The organism is Lysinibacillus sp. Y5S-8 (assembly GCF_036894365.1).
Lineage (GTDB): Bacteria > Bacillota > Bacilli > Bacillales_A > Planococcaceae > Lysinibacillus > Lysinibacillus fusiformis_D.
This window is the reverse complement of record NZ_CP145889.1, coordinates 3364799-3379471: the sequence shown is the minus strand read 5'-3', so window position 1 is coordinate 3379471 and position 14673 is coordinate 3364799. Positions and strand designations below refer to the sequence as shown.

Below are 14673 nucleotides of genomic sequence, written 5' to 3'. Positions count from 1 at the left end.
GGAGGGAATATGCTATGTCAAAAAAAGTATTAGTATTAAGTGAAGTTCGTGAAGGAAGCTTACGTAATGTTTCTTTCGAAGCAATTGCAGCTGCAAAACAAATAGCTGATGGTGGCGAAGTTGTTGGGGTACTTTTAGGAGATGCTGTAGCAAGTTTAACAGGACCATTATTTGAATATGGTGCTGACCGCGTAGTAACAGTGGAACACCCACATTTAAAACAATATACATCTGATGGCTATAGTCAAGCACTATTAGCTGTTATCGAGCAAGAAAAACCTGCTGGCATTGTCTTTGGACATACAGCAAATGGAAAAGATTTATCACCAAAAATCGCAAGTAAATTACAAGCAGGTCTAGTATCTGATGTTACTGCTATTGAGGGTGCAGGCGATGATGTTGTCTTCATCCGACCAATTTACTCTGGTAAAGCTTTTGAAAAAGTGAAAGTGAAAGAAGGCGTTGTTTTAGCTTCTATTCGTCCAAATAACATTACACCTTTAGAAAAAGCAGAAGGTAAAAATGGCGATGTGTCTGCAATCACTGTTGATATTACAAACCTTCGCACAATTATTAAAGAGGTTGTTCGTAAATCTTCAGAAGGTGTTGATTTATCAGAAGCGAAAGTAGTCGTTGCTGGTGGTCGTGGGGTGAAATCTGAAGAAGGTTTCGAACCATTAAAAGCGCTAGCAGATTTACTAGGCGGTGCAGTTGGAGCATCACGTGGTGCATGTGACGCTGAGTACTGTGACTATTCACTACAAATCGGTCAAACTGGTAAGGTAGTCACACCAGATCTTTATATTGCGGCTGGTATTTCGGGAGCGATTCAACATTTAGCAGGAATGTCAAATTCAAAAGTAATTGTTGCTATTAATAAAGATCCAGAAGCTAATATTTTCAAAGTAGCGGATTATGGTATCGTTGGAGATTTATTCGATGTGATCCCACTTCTAATAGAAGAATTTAAAGCGTTAAAAGTAAACGCGTAATGCACAAGCGGGAAGGGCTAATCCTTCCTGCTTTTTTTGTGATGAAGTACTATTTGAAAATTATCGCAAAATAAAATATTGACATAATTAACGTTACCCAGTATAGTGATTGATACAATAATAATGATTAGAAACGCAAAGATTAGGAGTAGTAAAAGCTCATTATTCGGTGAAGAGAGCTGCGGGATGGTGCAACGCAGACCAATAAGACTTTGAACTTGCCTAGGAGTGGTAACATAAATAGAATTGTCTGATTATTCTATTTGTTTGACGATTAACCTTCGTTACAAGGTTTTTAAGCTGGGTTCTCAAGAACCAATTAGAGTGGTACCGCGGTTTGCTGATAGCATATCGTCTCTTCTTTCATTTGATGATGAAGGAGTAGACGATATGCTTTTTTGATTTTTAGGAGGTAAGAAAGTGGAAAAAAACAAGCAACAATTAACAAGAACTATGACCTCGCGTCATATCACCATGATGGCGTTAGGTGGAGCCATCGGAGCAGGTCTATTTAAAGGAAGTAGTGCAGCCATTGATATGGCAGGACCTTCAGTGCTGATTGCCTATTTAATAGGGGGCATTATTTTATTATTTGTCATGCAAGGTCTAGCAGAAATGGCTGTTCGAAATAAAGACGCAAGAACGTTCAGAGATTTAGTTCAATCAGTGTTGGGAAAATACCCTGCTTATTTCCTAGATTGGATCTATTGGAAAATGTGGGTTTTAAATATTGCAGCAGAATCTGTCGTCGCCGCTATTTTTATTCAATATTGGTTGCCAGAATATCCAATTTGGATACTGGCCCTGTCTGTTTCTGTGTTAGTGACAGCCATTAATTTATTATCGGTGAAAATATTTGCGGAAACGGAATACTGGCTAGCATTGATCAAAATTACCGTTATTATTGTCTTTATTATAGCAGGACTAATTTTATTACTTGCTACGTTTGGAAACCATACTGCCGTTGGTTTTTCTAACTTAACCGAGCACGGTGGTTTTTTCCCTAACGGATCTATGGGATTAATTGCTGCTATGTTAGTTGTTATTTATTCTTATGGTGGTACAGAAATCATTGGGATTACATTAGCAGAAACGAAAAATCCTGAAAAAGTAGTGCCAAAAGCGGTTCGCAGTACATTAGTACGTATTGTTACATTCTATTTACTACCTTTCTTTATTATCGTAAGCTTGATTCCATGGAATGAAGTAAACGGAGTTCCAGAAAGTCCATTTGTAATGGTGTTCAAAATGATTGGCATTCCAGGCGCAGATCACATTATGAATGCTGTTGTTATACTTGCCATTATTTCTTCCATGAATTCAGGGCTTTATGGCTCATCCCGTGTACTATATACACAAGCTGTAGACGGACGGGTTCCTAAAATATTTGCCCACTTATCTAAAAGAAAAGTGCCAGTATATGCTATTTTAATGTGTACATTAGCGATGTATTTAGGAGTTATTTTATCTTTATATGTTGGCAGCAAGACTTTTGATTTTCTAATGGGATCACTTGGCTATACCGTGTTATTTATTTGGTTAATTATTGCGATTGCCCATTTGAAATCCCGTAAAAAACAAGCAGAACATACAAGTGCCTATGAAGTGAAATGGTTCCCATATACAACGTGGATTGCCATTATTGCGTTAAGTGCGATTTTAATTGGGATTATTTTTACAACATCTATTATCGTGACAAGCATTACGTTAGGCATTTATCTTTTTATAACATTCACCTATGTATGGAAAGGTCGTTATCAAGCCAATTAATGGTCTTTATAGTTTTTTTCGACACAGTTTTTCATAAAAAATACATTGCAGGCAGATTGTTCGCTCAAGTGAATTTATCCATGCTATACTACAATCATAGTAAGTTTAAGGAGGATTTCAAATGGCAATTGTACATGCAACAGATGCTACGTTCCAGGACGATATTAAAGAAGGGTTAGTACTTGTAGACTTTTGGGCTGCTTGGTGCGGACCTTGTAAAATGATTGGGCCAGTTCTTGAAGAAATGGACGCTGCAGGAAGTGCGGCTAAAATTGTAAAAGTTGACGTAGACAATAACCAAGGTACTGCAGCTCAGTATCAAATTATGTCAATTCCGTCTTTACTATTATTTAAAGATGGAGAATTAGTTGACAAAACTGTAGGCTTCCAACCGAAAGAAGCTTTAGAAGCATTTATCGCAAAACATGCGTAATTAATGAAGTTCACAAAAGCCGGACCATCAATAGATGTGTTCGGCTTTTTTTCGTTATATAATAAAGGTAATATCTATCATATTCAATTGAGGGGAATTTTTATGTAGGGGGGCAGGTAGGTAATGAACGATTTAATCAAGCGTAAACTAGATATTTTACCGGATCAGCCTGGCTGCTATTTGATGAAGGATCGTCAAGGGACAATCATTTATGTGGGCAAAGCGAAAATACTGAAAAACCGTGTACGTTCATATTTTACGGGAACACATGAAGGCAAAACACAAAGGCTTGTCGGTGAAATAGAAGATTTTGAGTATATCGTGACATCATCTAATATTGAAGCACTTATTTTAGAGCTGAATCTCATTAAATTACATGATCCAAAATACAATGTCATGCTAACAGATGATAAGACATATCCATATTTAAAAATTACGAATGAAAAACATCCACGTCTTATTACGACACGTAAGGTAAAAAAGGATAAGGCTAAATATTTTGGTCCTTACCCTAATGCTTATGCGGCAAGTGAAACGAAAAAGCTGTTGGATCGATTGTATCCATTGCGCAAATGTGTCCAATTGCCTTCAAAAGTTTGCTTGTATTATCATATGGGGCAATGTTTAGCACCTTGTGTAAAAGAAATTAATGGTCAAGTTTATCAAGAGATGATTGAAGATATGACGAAGTTTTTAAATGGTGGTGTCGAGGCAGTCAAAAAAGAGCTTGAAGTTAAAATGCTTGCAGCTGCTGAAAGCTTAGAATTTGAACGAGCGAAAGAGTTTCGCGATCAGATTGCACATATTGATACGGTCATGCAGAAACAAAAAATAGTATCAAGTGATACAACGAACCGCGATGTATTTGGCTATGCCGTCGAAAAAGGCTGGATGTGTGTGCAAGTTTTCTTTGTTCGCCAAGGAAAGCTGATTGAGCGTGATGTCTCGGTTTTCCCAATCTATCAAGATGCTGAGGAAGAGTTTTTAACATTTGTTGGCCGCTTTTATGAAAAACCAGAGCATATTAAGCCGAAAGAAATTTTTATTCCACAAGCAATTGATGCAGCCATCTTAACGGAGTTATTAGAGCTTAAAGTTCTCACACCAAAAAGAGGTCAAAAGAGGGAATTGGTTGAATTAGCAACTAAAAATGCTGAAATTGCTGTGGCAGCTAAATTCCAGCTAATTGAACGGCAGGAAGAACGGACAATTGGTGCTTGTGAGGCACTTGGTGAAGCAATAGGTATTTCAACGCCATTACGAATTGAGGCATTTGACAATAGTCATATGCATGGCACGGATGCTGTATCAGCTATGGTTGTCTTCATTGATGGAAAGCCTGCGAAAAAGGAATATCGTAAATACAAAACGCGTACGGCTGCAAAGCATGATGATTACGGTGCGATGCAAGAGGTTATACGTCGGCGATATTCGCGTGTCTTAAAGGAAGGCTTGCCATTGCCAGATTTAGTCTTAATTGATGGTGGCAAGGGGCAAATGGAAGTCGCCCGTGAAGTACTAGAAGATGAGCTTGGACTTGTTATACCGATTGCTGGTTTAGCAAAAGATGATAAGCATAATACATCGCAGCTATTGTTTGGTGATCCACCAGAAGTAATTGCCTTAAAGCGTACTAGTGATGGCTTTTATTTATTGCAACGAATTCAGGACGAAGTTCACCGCTTTGCTATTACCTTCTTGCGCCAACAGCATGAGAAGCATGCTATTCAATCGGTGTTAGACCATATTGAAGGTGTGGGGCCAAAACGCAAGCAGCAGTTGCTCAAACATTTTGGTTCAGTTAAGAAAATTCGAGAGGCAAGCGAGCTAGCTTTGCAGGAGGCAGGAATACCTGCTAATTTAGCGAGCCAAATTTATAGCTATTTTCAGCAAGAGTCATTGTCAAAGGAATAGACATGTGCTAAGGTTGTAAATAACATTGTTCGTCAATGTGATGAATAGCGAACTGGTGTGGCTAGCATGTTAACGCCAGCGTTAAACCAATTGAATACATTCACTTTATGGTGATGATAGAGGTGCAAGATTCAAGAGTAACACAATGGAGGATGAACAAGTCCAGAGATCGTGTGTGAAAGGGAAGCTTGCCGAAGTACAGCATTGTTGTTTCCTTTGTTGTACTGGTTTTACATTTAAGAAATGTAAGATTGTCGATTCTAAAAGTTTCGGAGAGCTATCACACATGCACAAGTTACGATCATTGTACATGTTATAGGCAGCTTTCACGTTATGTGGAGGCTGCCTTTTAGTTTTTTAGAAGCAGGTGAAATATATGGACTGGAAAGGAGAACGCAAGAAATGGCTAAAATAATGATGAAGTTTGGAGGGGCTGCACTAGCTTCTACTGAACAAATCCAAGAGGCAGCAAGGAAGGCGATTGCTGAAAAGGACAGAGGCTTCGATGTAGTCGTGGTCGTTGCAGCAATGGGACACACAACGAAAGATGTGCAAACGATGGTACATCAACTAACGGACGAAGTGCCCAAACGGGAATTAGCTGCAGTCGTGTCTACGGGCTCTCAATTATCCAGCGCTTTATTTGCCATCGCATTACAAGAAGCGGGCTATGAGGCAGTGTCCTTAACTGGATGGCAAGCAGGTATACATACAGATTGTAAGTATCGTCATGCACGTATCGACTATATCGATGACAGTCGTATTGAAGAACATCTTGTACAGGGACAAATTGTAGTGATTGCTGGAGAACAGGGTATTGATGAGGAACAAAATATTACTACACTTGGCAAAGGCGGAGCTGAAACAACAGCTATAGCACTCGCTGTAGCATTGGAAGCAGAGCGAACTGATATGTATACAAATGTTGACGGTGTTTATACAGCAGATCCACGCTATGTCAGCAAAGCTCAAAAGCTGCAGGAAATCTCCTATGATGAAATGCTGGAGTTATCTAATTTAGGATCACATGTTATTCATCCTCGTGCAGTGGAGTTAGCAAAAAAATTTCAAATGCCCGTTATTATACGCTCTAGCTTAGTAGAGTCAGTAGGTACTTTATTGAAGGAGGAAGTGGAAATGGAGAAAAATTTAGTTGTCCGTGGTGTAGCCTTTGAGTCAGATATTATCCGTTTAACAGTGGGGTATGATGCGTATGCCGATGGTGCATTGGCAGATATGTTTACAATCCTTGCAGAAAACCGCATTAATGTAGATATTATTGTACAGGCAATCATTGATGGCTTAAAACCAACTGTGTCTTTTTCCATTTTAAAAGAGGAATTTGCGGAAACATTGCGTGTTCTAGAAGATAGTAAATTGTCACTTGGCTTTAGTTTTGCTGACTTTGAAATAGGATTGGCGAAGGTTTCTATCATTGGTTCAGGTATGGCCTCTAATCCAGGTGTTGCTGCTCGCATGTTTGATCGATTACGTCGTGAAGATATTCCTATAAAAATGGTTAGTACGTCTGAAATAAAAGTGTCTGTTGTTGTACCACAGGATGATATGATTCGTGCAGCAAATGCCTTGCATGATGAATTCAATTTAGAGCAAGCACTTTATATATAATAATAGAAGAAACAGTATTTTATGTAATAGTCCGAAATTAAAGGAAGAAAAAAGAAGGATTGTCATCCCGTTGAATAGGGAGACAATCCTTTTCATTATTCAGTAGGAATGGTATTCATAATACGTTCCTTGACATCCCATTTGACTGTAAACATGACATAGTGCTGCTTTTCTCGCTTTTCATCATAGCATTCTGTAAGGTAGCCTTTAGCTAATTGAATTTGCTCTGCTATAAATCCTGCTTCCAGTCTAAAGCTTCGTTGTTTGATTTGCAATATTTCAGGGTCATTTGTCAATTGGAAAATGCGACCATCCTTTGATTCCTTCATGAGCTCTAGTGTACCCCAGCAGGCATCTGCGAAAAATGCGATAAGTTCGTCTTGACTTTTGCATGGGAACTTGCGAGCAAGCTCTTTACCTGCCCAATAAAGGACATCATTCTCATGTTTACCAAGGATAGAAGATAGAATATGATCGCGAATGAGCTCATAACCAAATGATGAAATTGTAGGAGATGGAGTGTTTAACATTGTTATCCTTCTTTCTTAGAATTTTCTTAAAATTCAACAGTAATAAAGTAATGATAGATTTTTCGAGAAAAAACAACGCATCATGTACTAGATTAGTTCTTTAATAAGCTCTATGAAAAACTCCGAGTTGCCTTGACGCTCGTAGCTCTTGAGAGTACAATAAACATGTCATAATATTGTACCATGATGAAATACACAGTCAATGAAGTATCATTTACAAAATGATGACTTCTTTTGTTGTGCTATTTTAAGTACTAAGGGGGGTAACAGTCTTGTCGAAAGATCGAGAGTTTTTATGGCGTCGCTTACATTCTCTACTTGGTATCATTCCAGTAGGTCTGTTTTTAACGATGCACCTGTTCATTAACTTTACAGCAACAGGCGGGGCAGAAAGTTACAATGATGCTACCGCAGTAATGGAAAAGATTCCATTCCTTATCCTAGTTGAATGGATTGTCATCTATATTCCATTAATGTTCCACGCATTCTATGGTGTCTACATTGCATTCACTGCTACACCAAACACAGGACGTTTCAGCACATACCGTAACTGGATGTTCTCTTTACAACGTTTCACTGGTGTATTCCTAGTGATTTTCATTGCATGGCATATTTTCCAAACTCGTATTCAAAAAGCACTTGGCACACACGTTGATTACGACATGATGGCGAATATCGTTGCTAATCCATTCATGCTTGGATTCTACATTGTTGGTATTTTATCAGCAACTTTCCACTTATCTAACGGTTTATGGGCATTCCTAGTAAGCTGGGGTATTACACAATCTCCTCAGTCTCAAAAGATTGCTACTTACGTAACAAACATTATTTTCGTAATTCTAAGTGTAGTTGGTGTGGCTGCTATTTTAGCTTTCGTATAATTCAATAGAAGCTACGATAGAGTAACAGCAATCATTGCAATTTTTTAAGAGGAGTGAGAAATAATCATGGCGAAAAGCAAAATAATTGTTGTCGGCGGTGGTCTTGCCGGTCTGATGGCAACGATTAAAGCAGCTGAAGTTGGTACTGAAGTTGATTTATTCTCATTAGTTCCTGTAAAACGCTCACACTCTGTTTGTGCGCAAGGCGGAATTAATGGTGCGGTAAATACAAAAGGTGAAGGGGATTCTCCATGGATTCACTTTGATGATACAGTATATGGTGGGGACTTCTTAGCGAACCAACCACCAGTAAAAGGTATGTGTGACGCAGCACCTGGCATTATCCACTTAATGGACCGTATGGGTGTTATGTTCAACCGTACACCAGAAGGACTTTTAGATTTCCGTCGTTTTGGTGGTACTTTAATGCACCGTACAGCTTTCTCTGGTGCAACAACTGGTCAACAATTACTATATGCGCTAGATGAGCAAGTTCGTTCTCATGAAGTAGCTGGTTTAGTAAATAAATATGAGCACTGGGAATTCCTTGGTGTTATCATCGATGATGACGGCGTTTGCCGTGGTATCGTAGCGCAAGATATGCGTACAGAAGAAATTAAATCATTCCGTGCAGACGCTGTTATTATGGCGACTGGTGGCCCTGGGATTATCTTCGGTAAAACAACAAACTCTGTTATTAACACAGGTTCTGCTGCTTCTATCGTTTATCAACAAGGTGCTTCATATGCGAATGGCGAATTCATTCAAATTCACCCAACAGCGATTCCTGGAGATGACAAAAACCGTCTAATGTCAGAATCAGCTCGTGGTGAAGGTGGTCGTATTTGGACTTATAAAGACGGTAAACCTTGGTACTTCTTAGAAGAAAAATACCCAGCTTATGGTAACTTAGTACCACGTGATATTGCAACACGTGAAATTTTTGATGTCTGTGTAAACCAAAAACTTGGTATTAATGGCGAGAACATGGTATACCTAGATCTTTCTCATAAAGATCCACATGAATTGGACGTTAAACTTGGTGGTATCATCGAAATCTACGAAAAATTCGTAGGGGATGATCCACGTAAATTACCAATGAAAATTTTCCCAGCAGTTCACTATTCAATGGGTGGATTATGGGTTGATTACAACCAAATGACTGAAATTCCTGGTCTATTTGCAGCAGGTGAATGTGATTACTCTCAACATGGTGCAAACCGTCTTGGTGCGAACTCATTATTATCTGCTATCTACGGTGGTATGGTTGCAGGACCAAACGCAGTAGATTATGTAAAACACCTTAAAAAGCATGCAGAAGATCTTCCACAAGAGATTTACGATGCTCGTGTCAAAGAGGAACAAGCGAAATGGGATGCTATCATGAAAATGGAAGGCACAGAAAACGCTTACTTACTGCATAAAGAGCTTGGTGAAATGATGACTGCTACAATGACTGTAGTACGTTACAATGATCAGCTTGAAGATACATTGAAAAAACTTGATGAGCTTACTGAGCGTTGGAATAACATCAACATTAACGATACGCAAAAATGGAGTAATCAAGGCGCGCACTTTACGCGTCAACTTAAAAATATGTTAGTGCTTGCAAAAGTAATGACAAAAGGTGCACTATTACGTAATGAATCTCGTGGTGCACACTATAAACCTGATTTCCCTAACCGTGATGACGAGCAGTTCTTAAAAACAACAATGGCGAAGTTTGATCCAACTACTGGTAATCCAATCATCACGTACCAAGAAGTCGACGTTTCTTTAATCCCACCACGTAAACGCGACTACTCTGCGAAAGGAGACTAAAAGTTATGCAAATCGCAGCTAATACTGGAAGAATGGTCAAAGTGGAAATCTTACGTCAAGATACACAAGGCGGCAATAGCTACTGGCAAAAATTCCAAGTGCCTTACCGTCATGGTATGAACGTAATCTCAATTTTAATGGAAATTCAAAAAAATCCTGTTACTGAAGATGGTGTAAACACATCGCCAGTATCATGGGATATGAACTGTTTAGAAGAAGTTTGTGGTGCATGTTCAATGGTCATCAATGGCCGTCCACGTCAATCATGTTCAACACTTGTTGATCAGTTGACTGAGCCAATTAAGCTTGAGCCAATGAAGACATTCCCTGTTATTCGTGACCTACAAGTTGACCGTGAACGTATGTTCAATGCACTTAAAAAAGTGAAAGCTTGGGTACCAATTGATGGTACTTATGATTTAGGTGAAGGTCCACGTATGCCAGAAGGTAAACGTCAATGGGCTTATGAATTATCTAAATGTATGACTTGTGGTGTATGTATGGAAGCATGTCCAAACGTGTCTGAAAAAGCTTCATTCATCGGCCCAGCTCCATTATCACAAGTACGTCTTTTCAACACTCACCCAACTGGTGCAATGGTTAAAGATGAACGTTTAAATGCTATTATGGGTGATGGTGGCCTTGCGAACTGTGGTAACTCTCAAAACTGTGTAGCTGCATGTCCAAAAGGAATTCCTTTAACAACATCTATCGCTTCACTAAACCGTGCAACTACAGTGCAAATGTTCCGTAACTTCTTCGGTTCTGACCACTACGTAGATTAATATACGGACAAGCTGAATGCCCAAACTCTCTTACACTTTGTGTGAGGGAGTTTTTTTATTTGAAGTTGCATATGATATAAACAGAAGGAATATTTGTGATAAAAGGCGTAAATTGCGGTTTTTTCTATGATAATATAGTATTTTCTTTTATAATGAATATGTATTCATTTCATTTGCCGTCATTATAATTAAAACAGGCAAATACATAACAGGGGATGGTGTAACATGAAAGCAAACTATATTGAAGATTTTCAAGAGTGGGAAAAGGATTTTTCCTTTTATAGTGAGGTACGTGTACGTTTTTCAGAGACAGACATGTTTGGTCATATGAACAATACCGTTAGCTTTACATATTTTGAGCAAGCAAGAATTGATTATTTCCATCATTTAGGTATTTTAATGCCTTCAGCAGTTAATGAGGATGTGCAGGCTATACCGATAGTGGCCGATTTACAATGTGATTATGTGAAGCAGGTCTTCTTTGATGATGCTCTCCGAATTTACACAAAGATCGCGAAAGTTGGAAATTCATCACTGGACATTCATTATCTAGCTAAAAATCAAAAGAATGAAATTTGCTTCACTGGTCGTGGAACAATTGTGCAAATGGATCCACGAATAGGCAAGAGTGTGCCGATTTCTGAGGAAGATAGGACGAAATTCATTCAATTGGCTATTCTTCCTCATTAGTTTATAGTGTAATTATATAAAAGTTTATTGAAAAAGTAGGAATTGCATTTTACATAAAATTTATGAATGTATTGATGTAATTTTCGAAATTTTTAAGGAAACATGGAATAATCATGCAAATAGCCGTCACCGCTTCCAGCCCCTTAACATAAGTTACAATACGTGCGGGGGAGGAGGGTGTAACTGAATGAATGGCTCTCATCATCGTTCTCTTTTAACAAACCGAGAACGTGAAATATTTGCGCTTTTATTAGCTGAAAAAACAACGAGAGATATTGCAGAGCAGCTTGGTATTAGTGAAAAAACAGTGCGGAATCACATTTCCAATACAATTCAAAAGCTAGGTGTAACGAATCGATCTCAGGCGTTAATTGAGCTGTTACGCTTGGAAGAATTTAAATTAGACTAATGGACACTTGCTATTTCGTGAAAAAAACGACAAAATAGAACTATTCAACGTATTTTTAGGAGTGAAATAGTTATATGTCGGATGAAGTAACAAAGCACTCACCTGAAACCGTTGCAACGGTTGAGAAGGAATTACGCTATATAGCGGCCATCGTGAAGCAAAAGGGAAGAGAAATTGTTTCCGACTATGCGATAACGCCGCCACAATTTGTTGCATTACAGTGGTTAGAAGAGCTTGGTGATATTACAATTGGCGAATTATCAAACCGTTTATATTTAGCCTTTAGCACAACAACAGATTTAGTGGATCGAATGGAGAAAAATGAATTAGTCAAGCGTGTGCGTGATGAAAATGATCGCCGTGTTGTTGTCGTTCATCTTCTCGAAAAGGGCGAACGTATTATTCAAGAAGTTATTGAAAAAAGGCAGCAATACTTGCAGGAGATGCTTGTTGGTTTTAATGAACAAGAAGTCGCGCAATTATCAAGCTATTTAGAAAAACTACATGTACACATGAAACAGGATTGAGGCGGAAAGTATGAATGCCCCGATAGGCGTTATTGACTCAGGAGTAGGCGGTTTAACCGTAGCAAAAGAAATCATGAAGCGATTGCCAAACGAAACGATCTATTACATTGGCGATACAGCAAGATGTCCGTATGGTCCAAGAAGTCGTCAGGAAGTACGGAATTTCACTTGGCAAATGGCAAAAGCACTCGAAAAAATGAATATTAAGATGCTCGTTATTGCTTGTAATACAGCGACTGCAGTAGCACTCGAAAGTTTACAAAGAAATATGCCTTTTCCGGTACTAGGCGTTATTAATGCTGGCGCACGTGCAGCTGTAAAAAAGACGAAGCGACATGAAGTCGTTGTGCTTGCAACAGAAGGAACAATTAAAAGTGGGGCGTATGAAGAAGCCTTATTATCACTTAATACGTCAACACATATTATCCCAATAGCATGTCCAACATTCGTACCACTTGTAGAAAGTGGCGAATACAAAGGTGACTTTGCAAATAAGTTAATAGCTGAAGGCTTAAAGCCGTTGAAAAATCGACAATTTGATACGGTTATTTTAGGGTGTACACATTACCCTATTTTACAAAAACAAATTGAAGCTGTTGTCGGAGGAGATGTGAATGTGTTATCTTCTGCGGAGGAAACAGCAAAAGATGTTCAAGAAATGTTAGCGTATAACGGCACTTTAGCAAATGCTGATGCGGTGCCTGCTCATAAATTTTTTGCATCTGGTTCTGTTCCAATTTTCCGTTCAATCGCTGAGAATTGGCTGGAGCAAGGTACTCTTGACATAAAACGTATTACATTAAAATAAAAAATCAGCTTAGCAACAGGCTAGGCTGATTTTTGCCGTTTTTTTAGCTATGTACATAAACGTCCGAGTACTTTTTTGATGGCACAAATTGTGATAAGATGAGGGCGCGAAAGTTTTTAGGAGGAACGAATGATATGACAAGATTTGATGGAAGAAATGCAGACGGGCTACGACCTGTAAAAATGGATACTGAGTATCTATTACACCCAGAAGGCTCCGTATTAATTCAAGTAGGTAATACAAAAGTAATTTGCACAGCAACAATTGAAGACAAAGTACCTGGCTTTTTACGTGGCCAAGGGAAAGGATGGATCACAGCCGAGTACTCAATGCTTCCTCGTGCAACCGCTCAACGTACACCACGTGAATCCTCACGGGGAAAAGTCAATGGCCGTACGATGGAAATTCAACGCTTAATTGGGCGTGCATTACGTGCTGTTGTCGATTTAGAAGCCCTTGGAGAACGCACTGTATGGATTGACTGTGATGTTATTCAAGCTGATGGTGGCACTCGTACAGCATCTATTACAGGAGCATTTGTTGCAATGACACAGGCAATTGCTAAGTTTGCTGAAGAAAAGCCATTTGAGAAGTTCCCAGTAACAGACTTTTTAGCGGCTACAAGTGTTGGCATTGTAGAAGAACAAGGTGCCATTCTTGATTTAAATTATGTAGAAGATGTGGCTGCTGCTGTTGATATGAATATTGTGATGACAGGTACAGGGCGATTTGTTGAAATACAGGGTACAGGTGAGGAAGCTACCTTTTCTCGTGAAGAACTGAATGAATTGTTAGCATTAGGTGAAAAAGGCATTCAGCAATTAGTAAATCTTCAAAAAACAACGCTTGGTGAACTGGCCAACAAAGTCGGAGGGAATCAATAATTATGAAACAAGTAGTCATTGCCACAAAAAATAAAGGAAAAGCAAAAGATTTCGAAGCATTATTTGGTCCACTAGGTTATGAAGTAGTGACAATGTTTGAAGTAGCACCAGAAATGGAAATAGAAGAAACTGGTACAACATTTGAAGAAAATGCAATCTTAAAAGCAGAAGCGTTGGCGAAGGAACTTGGCACAATTGTGATTGCAGATGATAGTGGCTTAGCAGTGGATGCATTAAATGGTGAGCCAGGCGTGTATTCTGCCCGCTATGCTGGCGATCATGACGATGAAGCAAACATGGTAAAATTGTTAGCTAATTTACATGGTGTCGAAGATGACAAACGTACTGCACGTTTTTGCTGCTGCATTGCAATTGCAGGACCTGATTTTGTAACGACAACGGTATTCGGCACATGTGAAGGGGTTATTGCACATGAAAAACGTGGAACGAATGGATTTGGCTATGATCCAATCTTTTTCGTACCAAGCTTAAATCGTATGATGGCTGAGCTTTCACCAGAGGAAAAAGGCTCTATTTCTCACCGTGGCAATGCCATTCGCAAGTTAAAGGAACAATTACCAAATCTTATAAAATAAGAGG

The 14673-nt window shown here is 38.9% G+C and carries 15 protein-coding genes, 1 riboswitch and 1 other annotated feature; of the genes, 14 read left to right on the top strand and 1 reads right to left on the bottom strand.

Annotation, left to right across the window (positions count from 1 at the left end):
- Positions 1-14: 14 nt before the first annotated feature.
- From V6670_RS16470 to V6670_RS16450, 5 genes are all read left to right on the top strand, one after another.
- Positions 15-992, top strand: a complete 978-nt coding sequence (locus tag V6670_RS16470) for an electron transfer flavoprotein subunit alpha/FixB family protein (protein ID WP_101966536.1) — start codon at positions 15-17, stop codon at positions 990-992.
- A 129-nt stretch (positions 993-1121) separates the two neighbouring features.
- Positions 1122-1354, top strand: a binding site (T-box leader).
- A 58-nt stretch (positions 1355-1412) separates the two neighbouring features.
- Entirely contained in the window at positions 1413-2762 is a 1350-nt protein-coding gene (locus tag V6670_RS16465; protein ID WP_141904735.1) for an amino acid permease, read from the top strand.
- A gap of 121 nt (positions 2763-2883) precedes the next feature.
- Positions 2884-3195, top strand: a complete 312-nt coding sequence (trxA, locus tag V6670_RS16460; RefSeq protein ID WP_004226420.1) for a thioredoxin — start codon at positions 2884-2886, stop codon at positions 3193-3195.
- Positions 3196-3318: 123 nt separating this feature from the next.
- Positions 3319-5109, top strand: a complete 1791-nt coding sequence (gene uvrC, locus V6670_RS16455; protein ID WP_141904736.1) for an excinuclease ABC subunit UvrC — start codon at positions 3319-3321, stop codon at positions 5107-5109.
- A 109-nt stretch (positions 5110-5218) separates the two neighbouring features.
- A riboswitch (Lysine riboswitch) is annotated at positions 5219-5397 on the top strand.
- Between the two features lie 114 nt (positions 5398-5511).
- Entirely contained in the window at positions 5512-6738 is a 1227-nt protein-coding gene (locus V6670_RS16450; RefSeq protein WP_338651696.1) for an aspartate kinase, read from the top strand.
- Positions 6739-6833: 95 nt separating this feature from the next.
- On the opposite strand, the gene V6670_RS16445 is transcribed toward V6670_RS16450, so the two are convergent.
- Positions 6834-7268, bottom strand: coding sequence for a YslB family protein (locus V6670_RS16445; protein ID WP_036128229.1), 435 nt, complete (start codon positions 7266-7268; stop codon positions 6834-6836).
- A 272-nt stretch (positions 7269-7540) separates the two neighbouring features.
- On the opposite strand from V6670_RS16445, the gene V6670_RS16440 reads away from it, so the two are divergent.
- The 9 genes from V6670_RS16440 to V6670_RS16400 all read left to right on the top strand — a co-directional run bounded on the left by V6670_RS16440 (position 7541) and on the right by V6670_RS16400 (position 14669).
- A complete protein-coding gene (locus V6670_RS16440; RefSeq protein WP_141904737.1) occupies positions 7541-8149 on the top strand; it encodes a succinate dehydrogenase cytochrome b558 subunit in 609 nt (202 codons plus the stop codon).
- A gap of 66 nt (positions 8150-8215) precedes the next feature.
- Positions 8216-9970: a succinate dehydrogenase flavoprotein subunit gene (gene sdhA / locus V6670_RS16435; RefSeq protein WP_036128225.1), complete on the top strand. Its 1755-nt coding sequence runs from the start codon at positions 8216-8218 to the stop codon at positions 9968-9970.
- Positions 9971-9975: 5 nt separating this feature from the next.
- Positions 9976-10755: a succinate dehydrogenase iron-sulfur subunit gene (gene sdhB / locus V6670_RS16430; protein WP_058844339.1), complete on the top strand. Its 780-nt coding sequence runs from the start codon at positions 9976-9978 to the stop codon at positions 10753-10755.
- 225 nt (positions 10756-10980) lie between these two features.
- Positions 10981-11445, top strand: coding sequence for a thioesterase family protein (locus V6670_RS16425; protein ID WP_338651695.1), 465 nt, complete (start codon positions 10981-10983; stop codon positions 11443-11445).
- A gap of 187 nt (positions 11446-11632) precedes the next feature.
- On the top strand, positions 11633-11854 hold the full coding sequence (locus tag V6670_RS16420; RefSeq protein WP_004226437.1) for a LuxR C-terminal-related transcriptional regulator: 222 nt from the start codon (positions 11633-11635) through the stop codon (positions 11852-11854).
- Between the two features lie 74 nt (positions 11855-11928).
- A complete protein-coding gene (locus V6670_RS16415; RefSeq protein ID WP_016991542.1) occupies positions 11929-12381 on the top strand; it encodes a MarR family transcriptional regulator in 453 nt (150 codons plus the stop codon).
- Between the two features lie 10 nt (positions 12382-12391).
- Positions 12392-13189, top strand: a complete 798-nt coding sequence (gene racE / locus V6670_RS16410; RefSeq protein ID WP_141904740.1) for a glutamate racemase — start codon at positions 12392-12394, stop codon at positions 13187-13189.
- 134 nt (positions 13190-13323) lie between these two features.
- Positions 13324-14073, top strand: coding sequence for a ribonuclease PH (rph, locus tag V6670_RS16405; protein WP_141904741.1), 750 nt, complete (start codon positions 13324-13326; stop codon positions 14071-14073).
- 2 nt (positions 14074-14075) lie between these two features.
- Complete coding sequence (locus V6670_RS16400) at positions 14076-14669, top strand: XTP/dITP diphosphatase (RefSeq protein WP_036128214.1); 594 nt, start codon at positions 14076-14078, stop codon at positions 14667-14669.
- The last annotated feature ends 4 nt before the right edge of the window (positions 14670-14673 follow it).